This window comes from Streptomyces sp. NPDC059832 (assembly GCF_042731715.1).
Lineage (GTDB): Bacteria > Actinomycetota > Actinomycetes > Streptomycetales > Streptomycetaceae > Streptomyces.
In genome coordinates, this window is sequence record NZ_JBHWIY010000015.1 from 131,901 (window position 1) to 151,692 (window position 19,792).

Here is a 19,792-nt window from a genome sequence, read left to right on the forward strand (position 1 = left end):
GAGCGCACGATGAGCATGGCTGTGGTCGGCATGGTGGCCGGCATGGCACTCGGATTCGCCGGGTACTTCGGCGGTTTCGGGGCCTTCCTGCTGGTGGCGGCCCTGGGAGCGGTCGGCTTCGTCGTCGGCCGCTTCCTGGAGGGCGACCTGGAACCCGGCGACTTCTTCCGGAGTCGCGAGCACGGCGACCGACGGCGGTGACGGCGTTGTCGGGGGCGAGCGGCCGGATCGCCGCAGGTGAGCGCGGGGAGACCCGGATCGCCGACCGGGTGGTCGCGAAGATCGCCGCACAGGCGGCGAAGGAGGCGATCGACGAGCCGCCGGAGGAGGGCGCCGCACCGCACGCCACGGTCACGGTGCATCGGGACACCGCCCGGGTCCGGGTGAGCCTGGAGCTCGGATACCCCTCCGACATCGGCCGCCAGTGCGGCGGGGTGCGTCGGCATGTCGCCGAGCGGGTAAAGGCGTTGGCGGGGATGGAAGTGCCCGAGGTGGCCGTACAGGTCGAGCGCCTGCATCCGACGGGAGCGAGCATCGCGGCACAGGGGAGGATCCGATGACCGAGCCCCATGAACCCGAGCACCCCACGCGACGACTGCCGACCACCGGCCCGGTCGAAGAGGCCGGGAAGAGGGATGCGTTCGAAGAGAAGGGGGATGTGCCCCAACTCGACCAGTCCGCCTCGTCCGCCGCGTACGACTCGGTGCCCGCACAGCGGGAGGGCGGCGGCAGGGCGGGCCGCTTCTGGTCCGCGCGCCGCGTCCCCGCCGCGGTCCTCGCGCTCGTGGTCCTCGGTGGCAGCGGCCTGCTGCTCTACGACGTGGTGGCGGTGCGGGCCGACCGCCCCGCGATGCGGTGGCGCAGGGCGCTGGCCGACGAGCTCGCCCGGCGCCCGCTGGAGAGTGCCTGGCTGCTCGGCGCCGCGGCGGTCGCCGTGGCGATCGGCCTGTGGCTGCTCGTGCTCGCCGTCACCCCCGGGCTCCGCGACCTGCTGCCGATGCGCCGCGACCGTCCCGGCGTACGGGCCGCCCTCGACCGGTCCGCGGCCGCACTGGTCCTGCGCGACCGGGCCGTCGAGGTCTCCGGGGTGCAGTCGGTACGGGTCCGGATGGGGCGGAGCAGGGCGGTGGTGCGCGCCGTGTCGCACTTCCGTGAACTCGACGACGTACGGGCCGATCTGGACACCGTGCTCGGGACCGGCATCAGGGAACTGGGGCTGGCCAGGCCGCCCAGCCTGTCCGTGCATGTCCGCCGGCCCGCGAAGAAGGGGTGAGCCCGTTGCTCAGGACCGTCAACCGGGTACTGCTCGGCCTGGCCGGGCTGGTACTGATCTGCGGCGGCGGCGCGGTGCTCGCCGCCGGTCTCGGCCTCTCCGTACCGTCCTGGTGGCCCTGGCACGGCAAGCGCGATGTGCTCATCGGCGCGGCCGACCGGGACCGCTGGCGCGACCAGGGCTGGTGGTGGCCGACGGTCATCGCCGTTCTCGCCGTCGTGGTCGTCCTCGCCCTGTGGTGGCTGCTGGCCCAGCTGCGTCGCGCCCACCTCGCCGAGGTGCTGGTGGACAGCGGCGACGGCGAGGGGGCGCTGCTGCGGGGCCGGGCCCTGGAAGGGGTGCTCGCCGACGAGGCGGGGACGCTGGACGGGGTGGCCCGCGCCCAGGTCGCGCTGACCGGCCGGCGCAGCTCGCCGCATGCCCGGATCCGCCTGCTGATGGAGCCGCACGCGGCGCCGGACGAGGCGCTCGGCCGCCTCGCCGACGAGGCACTGGCCCATGCGCGGGATTCGGCGGGGCTGGCCGAGCTGCCGGCCGAGGTACGGCTGAGGGCCGTCAAGCACCGTGCGGAGCGGGTGAGCTGACAGCCGGTCGCCGGACGGGCCGGCCGGCGACCGGGCACGGGCTCCGGTTCAGAAGCCCTGCCGGGAGCCGCCGTCGACCGGCACCATGATGCCCGTCAGATACGACGCCGCAGGCGAGAGCAGGAACGCCGCGGTCCGGCCGAACTCCTCCGGCGTGCCGTAGCGCCGCAGCGGGATCCGCGCCTCGCTCGCCGCCCGGGAAGCCTCCGCGTCGCCCGCGAGGGCGTCCAGTTCGCGCACCCGGTCCGTGTCGATCCGGGCCGGCAGCACGCCCACCACCCGGATGCCGCGGGGACCGAGCTCGTCGGCCAGGGACTTGGCGAAACCGGCCAGGCCGGGACGCAGGCCGTTGGAGATGGTCAGCCCGGGGATCGGCTCGTACACGGATCCGGAGAGCACGAAGCCGATGACACCGCCCTCGCCGAGCACGGCCGCAGCGGCCCTGGCGAGACGTACCGCGCCCAGGAACACCGACTCGAAGGCCGACTGCCACTGCTCGTCGGTGTTGTCGGCCAGGAAACCGGGAGCCGGTCCGCCGACGCTGATGAGAATGCCGTCGAGCCGCCCGAACCGCTCGTGCGCCGCGTCCACCAGGCGCTGTGCGGACGCGGGGTCGGCGTTGTCGGCGGCGAGGCCGACCGCGTCCGGCCCCAGTTCGGCGGCGGCGGCCTCGGCACGCTTCCCGTCCCGGCCGGTGACGATCACCCTCGCGCCGTCGTCGGCGAGCGCCCGCGCCGTGGCGTTGCCCAGCCCCCGGGTCGCTCCGGTGACGATGTACACACGGTCCTTCAGTCCAAGATCCATGGGCCCTATCCTGCCGCGTCGGGCTCCAGCGTGTCCTCCCCGGCCAGTGCCATGGCGGTGCCCACGAGGCCGATGTGGCTGAACGCCTGCGGGAAGTTGCCCAGCTGACGGCATCCGGCGGTGTCGTACTCCTCGGCGAGCAGCCCCACATCGTTACGGAGCGCCAGGAGCCGCTCGAAGAGATCCCTGGCCTCTTCGGCGCGCCCGGTCAGGAGCAGGGCGTCGGCCAGCCAGAACGAGCACGCCAGAAAGGCGCCCTCGCTGCCGGGCAGCCCGTCGATCGAGGAGCCGTCCGTGCTGTAGCGGCGGACCAGGCAGTCGCTGCCGAGCTCGGCCCGGACCGCGTCGACCGTTCCGATCAGCCGGGGATCGTCCGGCGGCAGGAAGCCCGTCCGGGCGATCAGCAGCGTCGCGGCGTCCAGGTTCCGGGAGCCGTAGGACTGCGTGAAGGTGTTCCGTTCCGGGTCGTAGCCCTTCTCGCACACCTCCCGGTGCACGGCGTCCCGCATCGCCCGCCACCGGTCGGGGTCGCCGGTCAGCGCGGGGTTGTTCTCCAGGGTGCGTACGGCACGGTCGGCGGCGACCCAGGCCATCACCTTGGAGTGCACGAAGTGGCGGCGCTGGCCGCGGATCTCCCACAGCCCCTCGTCCGGCTCGCGCCAGGTGGACTCCAGGAAGCCGAGCAGACTGAGCTGCAGATTCCAGGCGTGCGGCTTGTCGTCCAGACCCGCCTCGCGCGCGAGCCGCAAGGAGTCGATGACCTCCCCGTACACGTCGAGCTGGCGCTGGCGGACCGCGGCGTTGCCGATCCGGACCGGGGCGGAGCTCTCGTATCCGCGCAGCCACGGCAGCTCCGCCTCGGGCAGTCTGCGTTCGCCCGCGAGGCCGTACATGATCTGCAGGTCGGCCGGGTCGCCGGCGACCGCCCGCAGCAGCCAGTCCCGCCAGGCGGCGGCCTCCTCCAGATAGCCGGCCGAAATGAGGGCGCCGAGGGTCAGCGTGGAGTCCCGCAGCCAGCAGAAGCGGTAGTCCCAGTTCCGTACGCCCCCGATCTCCTCCGGGAGCGAGGTGGTGGGCGCTGCCACGATGCCGCCGGTCGGGCCGAAGGTCAGCGCCTTCAGCGTGATCAGCGAGCGGATCACCGCTTCCCGGTACGGACCCCGGTACTTGCACCGCGAGGACCACTCGGCCCAGTCGGACAGAGTGTTCTCCAGGGCCTGGTGGGGGTCGACGAGCTCGGGGCGGGGCGAGTGCGAGGGGTGCCAGGTCAGTACGAACGCCACCTTCTCGCCCGCGGAGACGGTGAAGGACGAGCAGGTGGAGAACTGCTGGCCCCAGGTCTTGACCGGCGGCTCGCTGCGCAGCCAGGCCGAGTCCGGCCCCGCGACCGCCACCCGGTGCCCCTCCGAGCGGCGCACCCACGGCACGACCGAGCCGAAGTCGAAGCGCAGCCGGATCACGGAGCTCATCTCGACCGTGCCGCTGATGCCCTCGACGATCCGCATGACGTCGGGTTCCCGGTCGCGCTGCGGCATGAAGTCGATGACCTTGACCGTGCCGGTGCGGGTCTCCCAGAACGTCTCCAGGACGAGGGACTCACCCGCGTAGCCGCGCCGGGTACAGGTCTCCGCCCCCTTCGGGGCGATCCGCCAGTGGCCGTTGTCCTCGTCGCCGAGCAGGGCGGCGAAGCAGGCGCCCGAGTCGAAGCGGGGCAGACAGAGCCAGTCGACAGAACCGTTTCTGCCGACCAGGGCGGCTGTCTGGAGATCGCCGATGAGGGCGTAGTCCTCGATGCGTGGAGTCACGTTCTGGCGTGTTCCCGAACCTGGGCCTCGTTAAGCAAACCCGGACGGCGGGGGTCACCCGGCCGGAACGCTCCGGCCCGCATCCGGCGGACACGGCGTCACGCCGTGGCGGGTTCCGGCTTCTCCGGTTCGCAGGGCTGCTGCGCCCCGGCGGCTTCCTTGGCCGCTGCCTCCACCCGGTCGCGCTTCTCCCGGCGGGCCAGGACCACGAACCCGACCGGGACACCGGCGGCGAAGAGCCACCACTGCACGGCGTACGCCATGTGGGGGCCGATCGAGCTGTCGTCCGGGGCCTCGATCAGTTCCGGGGAGCCACCCGCGGACTCGGGCGCGGTCTGCTCGATGTAGCCGCCGAGCACCGGCCGGGAGAGCCGCTTGGCCTCCTGGGCGCTGTTGATCAGCATCACCTGGCGGTCCGGCAGGTCCGAGATGTCCTTGATGCCGCTGGCGCTCGTCGTCTCGTCGGCCTTGAGCCGTCCGGTGACGGTCACTTCGCCGCCGGGCACGGCCGGCACATCGGGGAAGGCGCGCTGGCTGTCGGCGGAGGGCACCCAGCCGCGGTTGACCAGGACCGTGCCGCCGCCCTTGAGGTCGAACGGGATCAGCACATGGACGCCGATCCGGCCGTCGGTGGAGGTCCTGCGGCGTACGACCACCTGATGCGCGGTGTCGTACGTGCCCGTGGCCGTCACCGTCCGCCAGTAGTCGGAGCGCGGGACCGTGTGCCCCGGAGCGGTGAGCGAGGAGACCGGAACCGGCTTCGCCTTGAGGTTGCGGGAGATCAGGGAGTTCTGCGCGACCTTGTGCTCATGCCGGTGCAGCTGCCAGAAGCCCAGCTCGACCATCGTGGGAATCAGGACGAGGGCGAGGAGGGCGAGGATCAGCCACTGCCGGGTCAACAGGAAGCGGTACACCCCACGACGGTACAACTGTGCCGTGGGGTGCATCGCGCAGGGGGTGGGGGAAGGAGCCGCGGCGGCCGCTGCTCAGACTTTGTCGATGATGCCCACCTTCCCCTCGGCGCGGGCGCAGTGACCGCCGCAGAACCAGTGCCCGTCGACCTCGACGCCCTGGCCGATGATCTGGACCCGGCAGTGCTCGCAGATGGGCGCCATGCGGTGAATGGCGCAGGAGAAGCAGTCGAAGACATGCATCGCACCTTGCGCGTGCACCTCGAAGGACATGCCGTAGTCGTTTCCGCAAACCTCGCAACGTGCCATGCGCCACAGGGTGGGACGCGGGGGCGGCGGCGGGCGAGCGGCGGGCGGGCGAGTCGCTGCCGGTTCACTCCGATGACGGCGCGGGTACCTTGAGGTCTTCCGTGCGGATCAGGCCCGATCCGCACGGAGAACCCCAGGGCGTGTTTCAGACCCCGCGAGACGGACGGGACTTCTCGAACACGTCCTGGGCCGACGCGGGTGCCACGTCGCGCAGCAGATGGGTGAAGGCGCTCTCGTCCAGGATCGGTGTGCCGAACGACTTGGCCTTGACCGTCTTCGACGTCGCCGCGTCCGGGTCGTTGGTGACCAGGAGGCTGGTCAGCCGGGACACGCTGGTCGCCACATGCAGCCCGGCCTCCACGGCCCGGTCCTCCAGCAGCTCGCGGTCGACGGAGGTGTCCCCGGAGAAGGCCACCCGCATGCCCTGCATGAGGGGTTTGTCCTTCTCGTACCGGCCGGGGTTCGGATACGGGCACGCCGGGCGCTTGCGCGAGGCGCGCCAGCTGTTCTGACCGTACGAGGGCTGGTAGCCGATCCGCGGTGTGACGGGGGAGTCCGACCACTCGGTCAGCGGCCGGCACTCCAGCAGCGGCAGCCGCACCCCGCCCCGCGCCGCCGCGTGCAGACTCGGCCGGAACGCCTCGGCCAGCACCCGGGCGTCGTCCAGGGCGTGGTGGGCGCGCTGCTGCACGACGCCGAAGTGCGCGGCCAGCGACTCCAGCTTGTGGTTGGGCAGCGGCAGCCGCAGTTCCTTGGAGAGCGCGATGGTGCACAGCCGCTGTTCGACGGGGGCGACGACCGAGGCCCGTGCGTACTCCCGGGCCAGCATCGACCAGTCGAAAGCCGCGTTGTGCGCGACGAGGACGCGGTCCGCGAGCCGCTCGGAGAGCTGGGCGGCGACCTCCGGGAAGAGCGGGGCGCCTTCGAGGACATCAGTGGTCAGCCCGTGGATCCAGACCGGGCCGGGATCGCGTTCGGGGTTGACGAGGGTGTACCAGTGGTCCTCGACATTGCCCTGTGCGTCCAGGCGGTAGACGGCAGCGGACACTATCCGGTCGTCCCGTGCGAGTCCGGTGGTCTCCACGTCGACGACCGCGTACCCCTGCGGGTAGGCGGTCGGCCACGGTGCTGCGGTCTGGCGGTCGTCGAGCATGGTCACAGAGAATACGGGCCGCGACCGACAGTCTCCTATTCGGCCGTCTTGTCCTCCGGTGGCACTCACACACCCTGACTCCGCGTCGGGCGGGTCGGTACGCGCCCGGTCGCCGCGCAGGGTGAGACCATCCCCGGGTGACGGATACCCGGACGCACGACGAACCGCACGGCAACGGGCTCGGCGCGCGGCTGAACTGGCTGCGTGCCGCGGTCCTCGGTGCCAATGACGGTGTGGTCTCCACTGCGGGCCTGGTCGTCGGCGTGGCCGGCGCCACCGGCGACCGCGGCGCCCTGCTCACGGCGGGCCTGGCCGGACTGCTGGCCGGGTCCATGTCGATGGCCGCGGGCGAGTACGTCTCGGTCTCCACCCAGCGCGATTCGGAACAAGCGGCCCTCGCGACGGAGAAGCGGGAGCTGACGGAGGCACCGGAGGCGGAACTCGCCGAGCTGACCGGCCTGTTGGAGAGCAAGGGGCTGAGCCGGGATGTCGCCCGCGAGGCCGCCCTCCAGCTCACCGAACGCGATGCGCTGCGCGCTCACGCGGAGGTCGAACTGGGCATCGACCCGGACGAGCTGACGAACCCGTGGCACGCCGCGGGTGCGAGCTTCCTGGCGTTCACGGTGGGCGCGCTGCTGCCGCTGCTGGCGATCGTGCTGCCGCCGTCGTCGCTGCGGCTCCTGGTGACCGTGCTGTCGGTACTGGCGGCGCTCGCACTCACCGGCTGGTGGAGCGCACGGCTGGGCGAGGCGGCGGTGGGGCCGGCGGTGCTGCGGAACATGGGCGGGGGCGCGGTGGCCATGGCGGTCACCTATGGGGCGGGGGAGTTGCTGGGGGCGGTGGGGGTGTGAGCGCCCTGTGCGAGCCGTACGATCCGCTCGGGCGGGAAGAGGTCGGTGCCCGTGGCTTCTGTTTCGCTGCCGAGGGCGATCGTGAGTCCGTCGAGACCGGCCAGGAGGGCAGGTCGTAGGGGGCGTCTTCGGGCTCGGCGTACAGATGGAGCCGCGTCAGCGTGGGCAGTTCCCGTAGCGGCTCCAGTCCGTGCGGCAGGCGGGTACGCGACGACCAGGTCCTTCAGCCACTTCTCGGTACGCCGGCGCAGCCGCGCCGGGACCTCGTCGACCCCGTCCACCAGCACCAGTCCCCGCCCCGAGGCCAGCAGACCGTTCGCCCAGCCGGCCGGTGCCGAACCGTGCAGTGGGACGCCGGCCGCCCGCAGGAACTCCTCGGGCGTGGGCAGGGTCCCGTGCGAGGTGAACGCGCGCAACCGCAGGACGAAGGGCACACAGCGGTTCCAGCCCATCAGGTCGGTGCCGAACGTACGGCGGGCGGCGTTCACCGCGAGCCACTGCACCAGCGTGTTCTTGCCCGAACCGGCCGGACCCCGCAGCGGCAGCCGGTCCGTCCCGGACAGCGCCTGCTCGACGGAGACCGTCACCATGGCCGGGTGCTCCAGCCCGCTCTGCCGGGCACCGCTCCCGCTCACCGCCGGACTGATGTAGGCCGTCTCCGGCGGTCACTCGCCCGCCGACCGCCCCGGCGTCAGCCCGAACAGGCCCATCCGGCAGTGCGTCGCGGCCATGAACTCCGCGTACCGCCGCTCGAAGTCCAGCGCCGCCGCGTCCGGGCGCGGGCCGACCCGTTCCCGTACGTCCTCCACCAGTTCCCGCATCCGCTCCGCCGCGCGCAGCTCCCCGTACAGCCCGGTCGCACGGTCCGACAGCCCCGCGGCGGGCGGCAGCTCGGCGGCCGGCCGCTCCGGGTCCAGGTGCACGGCGAACAGCCGGTCCGCCGTCAGTTCGCCCGCCGCGGCGAAGGCGTCGCGCACCGCGTCCACGGCGGCCGGCCGCTCGTGCTCCGGCAGTCCGGCGTATGACTGGGCCAGCCGGTCGCCGAGCACCCGCGCCGGCCGGTCCGGCTTCGCCGGGCGGGAGAGGGAGCGCACCGGGTCCGGGACGAGGTCCGCGCCGGGCCTCGGCGCGATCCGCGACCCGGTTCCCGTGCCGATCACCGTCGTCGCCAGTCGGACCGGCGCAACTTCCAGTCCCTGCATGGCAGTTCCCTCCCCGTGGAATCCCCGGCGGAGGGATCGCACGACGCCCGTATTGGCAGAAGTCACCAAAGACTGCTGACACCGCGTCTCGCATACTTGTTGGTAACAACGTCTAGTCCCCGGCCGACCTGCGGCTCTACGGTGCTGGCATGCCGACGAACCTGCCCGATGTAGTGCTCTGGTCCATACCGGCCTTCGTCCTGCTCACTGTTCTGGAAATGGCCCTCCACCACTTCCACCCCGATGAGGACGCCGCCGGATACGAGACGAAGGACACCGTCACCAGCATCAGCATGGGGCTGGGCAGCCTGGTCTTCGACCTGCTGTGGAAAGTGCCCATCGTCGCGATCTACACCGCGGTCTACGAACTGACCCCGCTCCGCGTCCCCGTGCTGTGGTGGACCGTCCCGCTGATGCTGCTCGCGCAGGACTTCTTCTACTACTGGTCCCACCGCGGGCACCACGTCATCCGGATCCTCTGGGCCTGCCACGTGGTGCACCACTCCAGCCGGAAGTTCAACCTCTCCACCGCGCTGCGCCAGCCCTGGACGTCGCTGACCGTCTGGCCGTTCTACCTGCCGATGATCGCGTGCGGGGTCCATCCGGCCGCGCTCGCCTTCTGCTCGTCGGCGAACCTCGTCTACCAGTTCTGGGTGCACACCGAACGCGTCGACAAGCTCCCCAGGCCCTTCGAGTACGTACTCAACACGCCCTCCCACCACCGGGTGCACCACGCGTCGCAGGGCGGCTACCTGGACCGGAACTTCGGCGGCATCCTCATCCTCTGGGACCGGCTCTTCGGGTCCTTCACCGCCGAGACCGAGCGGCCCGTGTTCGGTCTCACCAAGAACATCGGCACCTTCAACCCGCTCCGGGTCGCCACCCACGAGTACGCCGCCATCGCCCGTGACGTGCGGGCGGCGGGCAGTTGGAGCGAGCGGGCGGGACGGATCTTCCGCGGGCCCGGCTGGCAGCCGGCCGGAACGGCCGCCCGTACGGCCGCCCCCGCCGCGGAGCGCACCGGATGAGCGCCGACACCGCCCCGGACCGGCGGGAGCGTCTCGTACGTCCGCTGTTCGTCGCCTTCCTCGTGGCCTCGGCCGTCGACCTCGTCGGCGTGCTCGCCGACATCCCGGTCGCCCACCTCGTCGCCAAGCCGCTGCTGATGCCGCTGCTGGCCGGGTACGCCGCCGCCCGGCGCGGCCCCCGGCTGCTCATCGCGGCGCTGCTGTTCGGCTGGGGCGGCGACACGCTCCTGCTGCCCGACGCCGATGCCGCCTTCCTCATCGGGATGGGCTCCTTCGCCGCGGGGCACGTCTGCTACCTGTGGCACTTCGGACGGGCCCGCGGCTCGCTGCCTGCCGGGCTCGTGTACGCCGCCGTCCTGGCCGGCTTCATCACGCTGCTCTGGCCCGGACTGCCTGCTGAGATGCGGATCCCGATGGCCGGCTACAGCCTGCTGCTCACGGCGATGGCGTACCGCGCCGGCACCCTCGGCCGGTACGCGGCCGCGGGCGGGGCGCTCTTCCTGCTCTCCGACGCGCTCATCGCCACCGGCATCGCGGACTGGCCGCAGCTGCCCGCCCCCGACTTCTGGGTCATGCTCACCTACATCGCGGCGCAGTTCCTGCTGACCGCCGGGATCCTCGCACCGGGGCCGAAATGGGCCGGTGCCACCCCCGGGGCGTACCGTGAACGGAGTATCAGCAGCTGAGACCGGCAAGGACCCCCACGCATGCGCGCCACCGTCATCCACGCCCCCCACGACATACGCGTGCAGGAGGTGCCCGACCCGTCCGTGCAGCAGCCCACCGATGTGGTGCTGCGGGTCCTGAGGGCCTGCATCTGCGGCAGCGACCTGTGGGCGTACCGCGGCGAGTCCGCCCGGCAGCCCGGCCAGCGCATCGGGCACGAGTTCCTCGGGATCGTCGAGGAGGCGGGTTCCGAAGTGTCCGGCTTCGCCGTGGGCGACCTCGTCGTCGCCCCCTTCGTCTGGTCCGACGGCACCTGCGCCTACTGCGCCGAGGGCCTGACGACCTCCTGCCCGCAGGGCGGCTTCTGGGGCTCGGTCGGCTCCGACGGCGGGCAGGGCGAGGCCGTGCGCGTCCCGTTCGCCGACGGCACGCTGATCAAGCTCCCCGCCGCCGCGGGCGCCGACGACCACCTGCTCACCGCGCTCCTCGCCCTGTCCGACGTGCTCGGCACCGGACACCACGCCGCCGTCGGCGCGGGCGTGCAGCCCGGTTCCACCGTCGCGGTCGTCGGTGACGGAGCGGTCGGGCTGTGCGGCGTCATGGCCGCCAAGCGGCTCGGCGCCGAGCGGATCATCGCGCTCGGCCGGCACCGGGCGCGCACGGACATCGCCCGCACCTTCGGCGCCACGGACGTCGTCGCCGAGCGCGGCGAGGCGGCCGTCGAAGCCGTACGGGAACTGCTCGGCGGCGAGGGCGCGCACGCCGTGATCGAGGCCGTCGGCACCGAGCAGTCGATGCGCACCGCCGTCGGGATCACCCGCGACGGCGGCTCCATCGGCTACGTCGGCGTACCGCACGGCAGCGGCACCGGACTGGACCTCGGCGTCATGTTCGACCGGAACATCGCCCTGCGCGGCGGCGTCGCCCCCGTGCGTACCTACATCCCGGAACTGCTCCCCGACATCCTGGCCGGCACGATCGACCCGTCGCCCGTCTTCGACCTGACCGTGGGCCTCGACGACGTCCCCGCCGGTTACCGGGCGATGGACGAGCGCACCGCGCTGAAGGTGCTCATCAAGCCGTGAGCCAGGCGGCCGCGTCCGCCCCCAGCGGGCCGGGCGGGCGCGACCAGTCGGCGGGCGAACCGTCGAAGGCGACCGGTGGCACCGCGTGCCGCAGCCGGCCCAGCGGGCTGTCCGTCTCCGTGAGCCACTTCTCCGGGTCGTACGAACCTCCGGCCGCTGCGCCGGGTTCCTGACGGGCGGGCAGCTCGTCGAGCAGCCAGGCGGCGGTACGGGCGAGCGAGAGCGTCACCAGCCGGGAGCCGCCCTCGTCGTGCTGCTCGGTCAGCGCCCGCAGCACGGCGGCGGCCAGCAGATAGCCGGTGCCGTGGTCGAGCGCCTGGGCGGGCAGCGCACCGGGCCGCCCGCCGGGCATCGCGTCGGCCTCGACCGACGCGATGCCGGTGGCCACCTGGACCAGGCTGTCGAAGCCGCGCTGGCCGGCCCACGGACCGTGCCCCCAGGCCGAGAGCCGTCCGATCACCAGCCCCGGCCTGCGCGCGGCCAGGGACCGGGGCGTCAGCCCGAACCGCTCGACCGCACCGGGCCGGTAGCCGATGACGACCACGTCCGCGTCGGCCAGCAGCCCGTCGAAGGCGGCCGCACCGGAGCGGCTGGAGAGATCCAGGTCCACCGACCGCTTCCCGAAACCGGTGTCGCTGTGCGCGTCCGGGCTCTCCGGGAGCTGCGGGGCGTCGATCCTCAGGACGTCCGCGCCGAGCAGCGCGAGCGTACGGGTGGCGACCGGCCCCGCGATCACCCGGGTGAGGTCCAGGACCCGCAACCCGGCGGCGGGCAGCAGCGGTTGACCGGTGAGCGGCGCGGTCCGGCGCAGCGGTGCGCCGTCGATGCGGTCCCGGGCCACCAGCGGCGTGCCCGCGACGGCGGCGCCCCGCGGATCGGCCGCCCACTCCCCGGGCGTACGGGCGGCCACGGCCAGGCCGCCCGCCGCGTACACCGTCCGCTCGATCTCGTCGCCCCGGCGCCCGGCGAACGAGGCGGCGGCGGTGTCCACGGCGATGTCGTCCGGGGTGTCCGCGGGCAGCCCCAGCGTGGCGAGCAACCGGGCCCGGTGGTGCGGGTAGTTGGCGTGCGTACGGACCCAGCCGTCCGCGGTGCGCCAGAACCGGGACAGCGGGGCGAAGTTGGTCGGTGCGCGTCCGTCGATCCGCAGATGGCGCTCGCTGGTGAACGCCGTGGCCACCGCGCCCTCGTCGATCCGGGCCTGCGGCACAGGACGCCCGGTGCGGCGCGCGGCGAGTTCGGCGGCGGCCAGCGAGCAGACCGCGACGGCGGATCGGGCCAGTTCCAGGACGGGCAGCCGGGCGGGGAGCAGTCCGTCGGGACCGTCCGTCCCGAGGTGCGCGAGAAGTGCGGGAGCACCGCCGAGCGCCGCCCATGCCTGCTCGGTTCCGGACTTTCGTGCGTCGGTCATCCCCACACTATGGCACTGAGTGCCACCAGGCGGGAGGGGCCGCCCGAAGACTCCGGCCCCTCCCGCCGCGCGGTGTTGCCGCTACCAGCGGACCGCGTTCAGCGCGTTCACCACACCGGCACCGTAGAAGCCGTTGCGGTTCTTGCCGCCCTCGCAGACGGCGTCGATCTTGCCGTCACCGTCGATGTCGTACGGGGCACCGCACGCGGTGGCGTCGGCCTCCGCGAGCAGCAGCGCCTTCACCGCGGCCGCCGAGGCGTGCGGGTGCGTCGACTTGATCAGGGCCGCGACACCCGCGACATGCGGGGAGGCCATCGACGTACCGGCCTTGTAGCCGTATTGGCCGTTCGGCAGCGTGGACAGGATCAGGCCGCTGGTGGCCGGCGGGGCGGGCGTCTGGTAGGCCGTGGAGTCGCCGCCCGGGGCCGCCACGTCGATGACGCCGTTGCCGTAGTTCGAGTACGAGGCCTTCAGGCCCTTGGCACCGGTCGCCGAGACCGTCACGACGCCCGGCAGCTGCACCGGGATGTCCAGGCACTCGCGCGGGTCGATCGTCCGGGTGACGGCCGTGCTGTCGTTCGGGCTCTGCGTGTCCTCGATCGCGTCGGAGGCCAGGTCGAAGCTGCTGTTGCCGGACGAGGCGATGTTGACCGTGCCCTTGCGCTCCGCGTACCGCGTGGCACGTGCGACGGCCTCGACCAGGGCGCCCTGGTCGGGGTCGTTCTTGCAGTTGAACATCCACGGGTCGGTGAAGTAGCTGTTGTTGGTGACATCGACACCGTGCTCGGCGGCCCAGACGAAGCCGCAGACGATCGACTCGGTGTAGAAGAACCCGTCCGGGTTCGCCACCTTGATCCCGGCGACCTTGACGCCCGGCGCGACGCCCGTCACCCCGATGCCGTTCTTCGCGGCGGCGATGGTCCCCGCGACATGCGTGCCGTGGTTGCTCTCGCCGGTCTTCGGCCGCCAGGCACCGTCCGTCGTGTCCGGCGCCCCGGAAACACAGCTCGCCGACGCCCCGCGGTCGAAGTTCGGCGCCAGGTCCGGGTGGGTGTCGTCGACCCCCGTGTCGATGACCGCGACCGTGACCTTGCGGCTGCCCAGCGTCTTCTTGTGCGCCTGGTCCGCCTTGATCGCGGGCAGGTCCCACTGCAGGGGCTCCATCGGGTCCTGGCCCGCCGTCGCCTCCGCCGCCGCGACCTTGGCCTGCGCGGCGGTGAGCGGCTGCTCGACCCCGGTGTCCGTGGTGGCCTGCGGGACGATGGGGCTGGTGCGGGTGGCCCCCGCCGAATCCACTCCCTTGGCCTGGCGGACCGTCTTCGCGAAGTCCGGGTTCTGCGAGTGGGCGACGATGACGCCGATCTGCTCGTAGGCGACCACCACCGTGCCACCGGCCTCGGCTATCGCCTTCTTCACCTGCTTGACGGTCCCGTGACCGCCCCGCGTGTTGACCACGTACGAGAGCTTCGGGCCGTCCGTCGACACCGCAGCCGTTGGCTGCGCGTCCATGGGTGCGGCAGAGGCGGCACCCGTCGGCAGGAAGCCGAGCGAGGCCGTGAGTGCCAATCCGACGGGCAACGTGAGTGCGCGCGTCCGTCTGGATCCCAGATGAGCCATGGGGTCTCCACATCATCCGTGCCGGTCGACCGGACACGGGCGTGTCCGGTCGCGTACATGACCAGTGAAGTTATCGCTGATCATCCCCGCTCATCAATGAGTTCGCAGGACCGGGTTCGGCCGGACGGGCGCGAAACGGCGCGCGGGAGAAGTACGGAGCCGCGGTGAACCGCTTCGCCGCGCTCTTCGTGCCGTTGTCGGGGGAGGTGCACCGACACCCCCGATACCGGACCTTCCCGGTGAGATCCACCGTCACCGACACCACCGCACCCGCGTCGCGAGGAGATTCCGTGGCTACCGATGCACCGCCGCCGCCCGAGGCCAGTACGGACACCCGCCCTGCCCCGCCCACGACCGAGGCGTTCATCGCGATGCAGGAGAGCGAGGAGTTCGGCGAACTGCGCCGCTCGTACCGCTCGTTCGCCTTCCCGCTGACCATCGCGTTCGTCCTCTGGTACCTGCTCTACGTGCTGCTGTCCAACTACGCGGGCGGCTTCATGGGCGCCAAGGTGTACAGCAACATCAACGTGGCCTTCGTCTTCGGCCTCGCCCAGTTCGTCACCACCTTCCTCATCGCCTGGCTCTACTCCCGGCACGCGGCCGCGAAGCTCGACCCGAAGGCCGAGGTCATCAAGTCCCGTATGGAGGCCGACGCATGAGCGCCGCGTACCACTCGCACCCCGCCGTCCAGCTGGCCGCCTCCTCGACCACCGAGCACCGGCCGCTGATCATCACGCTCTTCGCCGTGTTCGTCGCCGCGACCCTGGGCATCACCGTCTGGGCCGGGCGGCAGACCCGGAGCGCCTCCGACTTCTACGCGGGCGGCCGCCAGTTCACCGCCTTCCAGAACGGACTCGCGGTCTCCGGCGACTACATGTCCGCCGCGTCGTTCCTCGGTATCGCCGGAGCCATCGCCCTCTTCGGCTACGACGGCTTCCTGTACTCCATCGGCTTCCTCGTCGCCTGGCTCGTCGCTCTGCTGCTGGTCGCCGAACCACTGCGCAACTCGGGCCGCTACACGATGGGCGACGTCCTCGCCTACCGGATGCGCCAGCGCCCGGTCCGTACCGCCTCCGGCGTCTCCACCATCGTCGTCTCGATCTTCTACCTGCTGGCCCAGATGGCGGGCGCGGGCGTCCTGGTCTCGCTGCTCCTCGGCATCACCAGCGACGCGGGCAAGATCCTCATCGTCGCCCTCGTCGGCGTACTCATGATCGTGTACGTCACCATCGGCGGGATGAAGGGCACCACCTGGGTGCAGATGGTCAAGGCCGTACTGCTCATCGCCGGTGCCCTCCTGATGACCTTCCTGGTGCTGCTGAAGTTCGACTTCAATATCTCCGACCTGCTGGGCACGGCCGCCTCGAAGAGCGGCCACGGAGCGGCGTTCCTGGAGCCCGGCCTCAAGTACGGCGCCACCGGCACCTCGAAGCTGGACTTCCTCTCCCTCGGCATCGCCCTGGTCCTCGGCACCGCCGGCCTGCCGCACATCCTGATCCGCTTCTACACGGTGCCGACCGCCAAGGCCGCCCGTAAGTCAGTCAACTGGGCCATCGGCATCATCGGCGCCTTCTACCTGATGACGATCGCCCTCGGCTTCGGTGCCGCGGCCCTCATCGGTCCCGACGAGATCAAGGCGAAGAACCCGGCCGGCAACGCGGCCGCCCCGCAGCTCGCCGAATACCTGGGCGGGGTCGGCTCCACCGGCGGCGCCGTGCTGCTCGCGGTGATCTCGGCGGTGGCCTTCGCCACCATCCTCGCCGTCGTCGCGGGACTCACCCTCGCCTCCTCGTCCTCCTTCGCGCACGACATCTACGCCAATGTCATCCGCAGGGGGAAGGCCACCGAGAAGGAGGAGATGCGGGCCGCCCGCTGGGCCACCGTCCTCATCGGCGCGGTCGCGATCGTCCTGGGCGCCTTCGCCCGTGACATGAACGTCGCCGGACTGGTGGCGCTCGCGTTCGCCGTCGCCGCCTCCGCCAACCTGCCGACCATCCTCTACAGCCTGTTCTGGAAGCGGTTCACCACCCAGGGCGCGCTGTGGTCGATCTACGGCGGCCTGGCCGGCTCGGTGCTCCTGGTGCTGTTCTCGCCCGTCGTCTCCGGCAACCCGAAGACATCGATGTTCAAGGGCGTCGACTTCGCCTGGTTCCCGCTGGAGAACCCCGGCCTGATCTCCATTCCGCTGGGCTTCCTGCTCGGCTGGATCGGCTCCCTCCTCTCGAAGGAGGAGCCGGACAAGGGCAAGTACGCCGAGCTGGAGGTCAAGTCCCTCACCGGTGTCGGAGCGCACTGACCGGGCGCCCGTCCCGGACGGCCCTCCCGCTCCGTGGCCGTGTCGTAGAGTCCTACGACACGGCCACGCCGCTCCTCGTGTCAAACGGGCCCCGCCGTTGTCACCGCTCTCGCGTAGTCTCGGAGGAGTCAGCCGGAAGAGCCGGCCGGAAGAGCGGACTCGGCACCCGGGAAGCAATGAGGGGAGGGGGTCCGCATGCTCATCGACACGTACGACCGGGTGGCCACCGACCTGCGCGTCTCGCTGACCGACCGGTGCAATCTGCGGTGTACGTACTGCATGCCGGAAGAGGGTCTGCAATGGCTGGCCAAGCCCGACCTGCTCAGTGACGACGAGATCGTCCGGCTGATCCGTATCGCCGTCACCCGGCTCGGCATCACCGAGGTCCGCTTCACCGGCGGCGAGCCGCTGCTGCGCCCCGGGCTCGTCTCCGTGGTCGAGCGCTGCGCGGCCCTCGACCCGCGTCCCAGGATGTCGCTCACCACCAATGGCATCGGTCTCAAGCGCACCGCCGCCGCACTCGGGGCCGCAGGTCTCGACCGGGTCAACGTCTCGCTGGACACTCTGCGCCCCGACGTCTTCAAGACCCTCACCCGCCGCGACCGCCACCACGACGTGCTGGCCGGCCTCGAAGCCGCCCGCGACGCCGGGCTCACCCCGGTCAAGGTCAACACCGTCCTGATGCCGGGGCTCAACGACGACGAGGCCCCCGAGCTGCTCGCCTGGGCCGTCGAGCAGGGCTACGAGCTCCGCTTCATCGAGCAGATGCCGCTCGACGCCCAGCACGGCTGGAAGCGCGACGGCATGATCACGGCAGGCGACATACTCCGGTCGCTGCGCACCCGCTTCACCCTCACCGAGGAGGGCGACGGGGAGCGCGGCTCCGCCCCGGCCGAGCGCTGGATCGTCGACGGCGGCCCCCACCGGGTCGGCGTCATCGCCTCCGTCACCCGCCCCTTCTGCCGGGCCTGCGACCGGACCAGGCTCACCGCCGACGGCCAGGTGCGCACCTGCCTCTTCGCCCGCGAGGAGACCGATCTGCGCGGCGCCCTGCGCTCGGACGCGCCGGACGAGGAGATCGCCAGGATCTGGACCCTCGCGATGTGGGGAAAGAAGGCCGGATCCGGTCTGGACGACCCGTCCTTCCTGCAGCCCGACCGGCCCATGTCGGCGATCGGCGGCTGACGCCGGTCCGGCTCTAGGGCCTGTCGGCGCGGGACTCCCACTCCGCCAGCGTCACCACATCCTTGAGGAAACCCCTGACGTCGAGGAACGAGGAGAGGTGCTCCCGGTGTTCCTCGCAGGCCAGCCAGGTCTTGCGACGCTCCGGGGTGTGCAGCTTCGGGTTGTTCCAGGCGAGCACCCATACGGCGTCGGCCCGGCAGCCCTTGGCGGAACAGATGGGTGCGGCGGCAGCGGTCTCGGCCGCGGATTCAGGGGAGTTCACGGACTCAACCCTAGGTCAGCGCCGGTGCCGGCCCCCGGCCCGGCCCACGAGGCCGGCGCCCGACCGCATCCCCGGCCGGAGAAAAAACGACGCCGAGCAGCCACGGGGGGAGCTGCCCGGCGTCGGTCCGTCGCTCCGACGGGGGATGCGGAGCGCTTACGAAGTATGTCACGCAGACCGGGGTGCGGTGCACCGTAACTTCATGATTGATCTGAGGTTTTCTTGAGGATCGAGTGCCGTGCGCACCCGGCCGGGCTCAGACCGATTCCCCGCCGCGGCGGACCCCGTCACCCTCCGGGCCGGATTCCGCGGCACCGGCCGCGGGCGCCGCGTCGAGTACCGGCCGCATCGGTGCCGGTACGAAGGTGGAGGGAAGCGAAGGGGTGTTCTCCCGGCCCGCGTTGGCAATGACCACCGCCACGTACGGGAGCAGCACACCGAGTGCGAGCGCCACGATCGCGACATACCGCTCGACGTTCCACAGCACCGCGGCCAGGACCACCGAAACCGTCCGTACGGACATCGAGATCACATAGCGCCGCTGCCTGCCGCGCACATCGTCCGCGAGCCCCTGCCGGGCCCCCGTGATCCGGAAGACCTCGCCACCGCTCTGCTTCCGCATCACGTCTCCATCACCCTTCCCCCAGCGCCTCGGGTCTCTCGTTCGAAAGACCCTGGCGGGCCGGGGGACACCTCGTTCCCGCGCCGGACGCTCCCCGGACCGGACCGCATCCACGGTACGCCCGGCACCCGACGGCCTCGAGACCGGGGCACGCCCTGTTCGTACATATCGGTACCCGCGCCGCACGTACGGACCCCTCCGGCATGCGGTGCGCGGCCCGCGGGCCGAGACTGGGCGCACATGCGCGACATCGCGTCGCACGAGGAGGCGACATGGGCTGGTTGTGGGCAATCATCGTGGGTCTGGTGCTCGGTCTGATCGCGAAGGCGATCCTGCCCGGCAAACAGAGCATCCCACTCTGGCTGACGATCATTTTCGGCATCATCGGCAGCGTCCTCGGCAACGCCGTCGCCACCTGGATCGGTGTCAACGACACCAAGGGCATCGACTGGATCCGCCATCTGCTCCAGCTGATCGGTGCGGTGGTGGTCGTCGGCGTCGGCGACATGCTGTGGGCCTCGTTCCGCGGTTCCAGGCACAAGACCTGAGCCACCGGGCACGACGCACTGGGGGAGGGGAAAGGGGGAGAGGGGGCGGGGGGAGGGGGGGGGAGGGGCGGGGGGGGGGGTAGGGGGAGAAGGGGTGGGGTAGGGTTGGAGGGAGGTGATAGAGGGATGGCAGAGGGTGACAGACTGAGTGATGGGCCGCACCCAGGACCTGCTGGCTAC

Annotated in this window: 23 protein-coding genes; 12 read left to right on the forward strand and 11 right to left on the reverse strand. The window is 71.8% G+C overall.

Going from position 1 to position 19,792, the window contains the following annotated elements; all coding sequences use genetic code 11:
• Window positions 1-9 precede the first annotated feature (9 nt).
• The 4 genes from ACFV8T_RS25945 to amaP are packed head-to-tail and all read left to right on the forward strand — an operon-like array spanning window position 10 to window position 1,857.
• Window positions 10-201, forward strand: coding sequence for a hypothetical protein (locus tag ACFV8T_RS25945; RefSeq protein ID WP_385331707.1), 192 nt, complete (start codon window positions 10-12; stop codon window positions 199-201).
• A complete protein-coding gene (locus tag ACFV8T_RS25950; protein ID WP_385331710.1) occupies window positions 198-560 on the forward strand; it encodes a hypothetical protein in 363 nt (120 codons plus the stop codon). Before ACFV8T_RS25945 ends, ACFV8T_RS25950 begins: the two co-directional genes overlap by 4 nt.
• Complete coding sequence (locus ACFV8T_RS25955; RefSeq protein ID WP_385331713.1) at window positions 557-1,273, forward strand: DUF6286 domain-containing protein; 717 nt, start codon at window positions 557-559, stop codon at window positions 1,271-1,273. Before ACFV8T_RS25950 ends, ACFV8T_RS25955 begins: the two co-directional genes overlap by 4 nt.
• A gap of 5 nt (window positions 1,274-1,278) precedes the next feature.
• Window positions 1,279-1,857 carry an alkaline shock response membrane anchor protein AmaP gene (gene amaP, locus ACFV8T_RS25960; RefSeq protein WP_385331810.1) on the forward strand — a complete coding sequence of 193 codons (579 nt, stop codon included), beginning with the start codon at window positions 1,279-1,281 and terminating at the stop codon, window positions 1,855-1,857.
• A 48-nt stretch (window positions 1,858-1,905) separates the two neighbouring features.
• Here the strand turns inward: amaP and ACFV8T_RS25965 are convergent, their stop codons facing one another.
• From ACFV8T_RS25965 to ACFV8T_RS25985, 5 genes are all read right to left on the reverse strand, one after another.
• A complete protein-coding gene (locus ACFV8T_RS25965; RefSeq protein ID WP_385331716.1) occupies window positions 1,906-2,661 on the reverse strand; it encodes an SDR family oxidoreductase in 756 nt (251 codons plus the stop codon).
• A 5-nt stretch (window positions 2,662-2,666) separates the two neighbouring features.
• Window positions 2,667-4,466: a glycoside hydrolase family 15 protein gene (locus tag ACFV8T_RS25970; RefSeq protein WP_385331719.1), complete on the reverse strand. Its 1,800-nt coding sequence runs from the start codon at window positions 4,464-4,466 to the stop codon at window positions 2,667-2,669.
• Between the two features lie 98 nt (window positions 4,467-4,564).
• A complete protein-coding gene (locus ACFV8T_RS25975; RefSeq protein ID WP_385331722.1) occupies window positions 4,565-5,380 on the reverse strand; it encodes an SURF1 family protein in 816 nt (271 codons plus the stop codon).
• A gap of 72 nt (window positions 5,381-5,452) precedes the next feature.
• Window positions 5,453-5,686 (reverse strand): hypothetical protein, encoded by a 234-nt coding sequence (locus tag ACFV8T_RS25980; protein WP_266421122.1) that lies wholly within the window; start codon window positions 5,684-5,686, stop codon window positions 5,453-5,455.
• A 145-nt stretch (window positions 5,687-5,831) separates the two neighbouring features.
• Window positions 5,832-6,845: a DEDDh family exonuclease gene (locus ACFV8T_RS25985; RefSeq protein ID WP_385331725.1), complete on the reverse strand. Its 1,014-nt coding sequence runs from the start codon at window positions 6,843-6,845 to the stop codon at window positions 5,832-5,834.
• 131 nt (window positions 6,846-6,976) lie between these two features.
• Between ACFV8T_RS25985 and ACFV8T_RS25990 the strand changes: the two genes are divergently transcribed.
• On the forward strand, window positions 6,977-7,690 hold the full coding sequence (locus ACFV8T_RS25990; protein ID WP_385331728.1) for a VIT family protein: 714 nt from the start codon (window positions 6,977-6,979) through the stop codon (window positions 7,688-7,690).
• Here the strand turns inward: ACFV8T_RS25990 and ACFV8T_RS25995 are convergent.
• Window positions 7,651-8,325, reverse strand: coding sequence for an NACHT domain-containing protein (locus tag ACFV8T_RS25995; RefSeq protein ID WP_385331731.1), 675 nt, complete (start codon window positions 8,323-8,325; stop codon window positions 7,651-7,653). The genes ACFV8T_RS25990 and ACFV8T_RS25995 overlap by 40 nt on opposite strands.
• Window positions 8,326-8,355: 30 nt before the next feature.
• Window positions 8,356-8,892 (reverse strand): hypothetical protein, encoded by a 537-nt coding sequence (locus tag ACFV8T_RS26000; RefSeq protein WP_385331734.1) that lies wholly within the window; start codon window positions 8,890-8,892, stop codon window positions 8,356-8,358.
• A 149-nt stretch (window positions 8,893-9,041) separates the two neighbouring features.
• On the opposite strand from ACFV8T_RS26000, the gene ACFV8T_RS26005 reads away from it, so the two are divergent.
• The 3 genes from ACFV8T_RS26005 to ACFV8T_RS26015 are packed head-to-tail and all read left to right on the forward strand — an operon-like array spanning window position 9,042 to window position 11,671.
• Window positions 9,042-9,920 (forward strand): sterol desaturase family protein, encoded by an 879-nt coding sequence (locus ACFV8T_RS26005; RefSeq protein ID WP_266421134.1) that lies wholly within the window; start codon window positions 9,042-9,044, stop codon window positions 9,918-9,920.
• Window positions 9,917-10,606 (forward strand): lysoplasmalogenase, encoded by a 690-nt coding sequence (locus ACFV8T_RS26010; RefSeq protein WP_385331737.1) that lies wholly within the window; start codon window positions 9,917-9,919, stop codon window positions 10,604-10,606. Before ACFV8T_RS26005 ends, ACFV8T_RS26010 begins: the two co-directional genes overlap by 4 nt.
• Before the next feature lie 21 nt (window positions 10,607-10,627).
• Window positions 10,628-11,671, forward strand: a complete 1,044-nt coding sequence (locus ACFV8T_RS26015; protein ID WP_385331739.1) for a zinc-dependent alcohol dehydrogenase family protein — start codon at window positions 10,628-10,630, stop codon at window positions 11,669-11,671.
• Here ACFV8T_RS26015 and ACFV8T_RS26020 read toward each other — a convergent pair.
• Window positions 11,661-13,082, reverse strand: coding sequence for a CoA transferase (locus tag ACFV8T_RS26020; RefSeq protein WP_385331742.1), 1,422 nt, complete (start codon window positions 13,080-13,082; stop codon window positions 11,661-11,663). The genes ACFV8T_RS26015 and ACFV8T_RS26020 overlap by 11 nt on opposite strands.
• 81 nt (window positions 13,083-13,163) lie before the next feature.
• A complete protein-coding gene (locus tag ACFV8T_RS26025) occupies window positions 13,164-14,699 on the reverse strand; it encodes a S8 family serine peptidase (RefSeq protein WP_385331745.1) in 1,536 nt (511 codons plus the stop codon).
• A gap of 290 nt (window positions 14,700-14,989) precedes the next feature.
• Here ACFV8T_RS26025 and ACFV8T_RS26030 point away from each other — a divergent pair, with 290 nt between their 5' ends.
• From ACFV8T_RS26030 to moaA, 3 genes are all read left to right on the forward strand, one after another.
• Window positions 14,990-15,358 (forward strand): DUF485 domain-containing protein, encoded by a 369-nt coding sequence (locus tag ACFV8T_RS26030; protein WP_385331747.1) that lies wholly within the window; start codon window positions 14,990-14,992, stop codon window positions 15,356-15,358.
• The gene (locus ACFV8T_RS26035) at window positions 15,355-16,995 is read left to right on the forward strand and encodes a cation acetate symporter (RefSeq protein ID WP_385331749.1); all 1,641 of its coding nucleotides are present in this window, start codon (window positions 15,355-15,357) and stop codon (window positions 16,993-16,995) included. Before ACFV8T_RS26030 ends, ACFV8T_RS26035 begins: the two co-directional genes overlap by 4 nt.
• A 195-nt stretch (window positions 16,996-17,190) precedes the next feature.
• Complete coding sequence (moaA, locus tag ACFV8T_RS26040) at window positions 17,191-18,180, forward strand: GTP 3',8-cyclase MoaA (RefSeq protein WP_385331751.1); 990 nt, start codon at window positions 17,191-17,193, stop codon at window positions 18,178-18,180.
• 13 nt (window positions 18,181-18,193) lie between these two features.
• Here the strand turns inward: moaA and ACFV8T_RS26045 are convergent, their stop codons facing one another.
• Both ACFV8T_RS26045 and ACFV8T_RS26050 read right to left on the reverse strand, forming a co-directional pair.
• Window positions 18,194-18,442 carry a hypothetical protein gene (locus tag ACFV8T_RS26045; RefSeq protein WP_385331754.1) on the reverse strand — a complete coding sequence of 83 codons (249 nt, stop codon included), beginning with the start codon at window positions 18,440-18,442 and terminating at the stop codon, window positions 18,194-18,196.
• Window positions 18,443-18,698: 256 nt separating this feature from the next.
• Window positions 18,699-19,064 (reverse strand): DUF3099 domain-containing protein, encoded by a 366-nt coding sequence (locus ACFV8T_RS26050; RefSeq protein WP_385331756.1) that lies wholly within the window; start codon window positions 19,062-19,064, stop codon window positions 18,699-18,701.
• 272 nt (window positions 19,065-19,336) lie between these two features.
• Between ACFV8T_RS26050 and ACFV8T_RS26055 the strand changes: the two genes are divergently transcribed.
• Window positions 19,337-19,612 (forward strand): GlsB/YeaQ/YmgE family stress response membrane protein, encoded by a 276-nt coding sequence (locus tag ACFV8T_RS26055; RefSeq protein ID WP_266421159.1) that lies wholly within the window; start codon window positions 19,337-19,339, stop codon window positions 19,610-19,612.
• The last annotated feature ends 180 nt before the right edge of the window (window positions 19,613-19,792 follow it).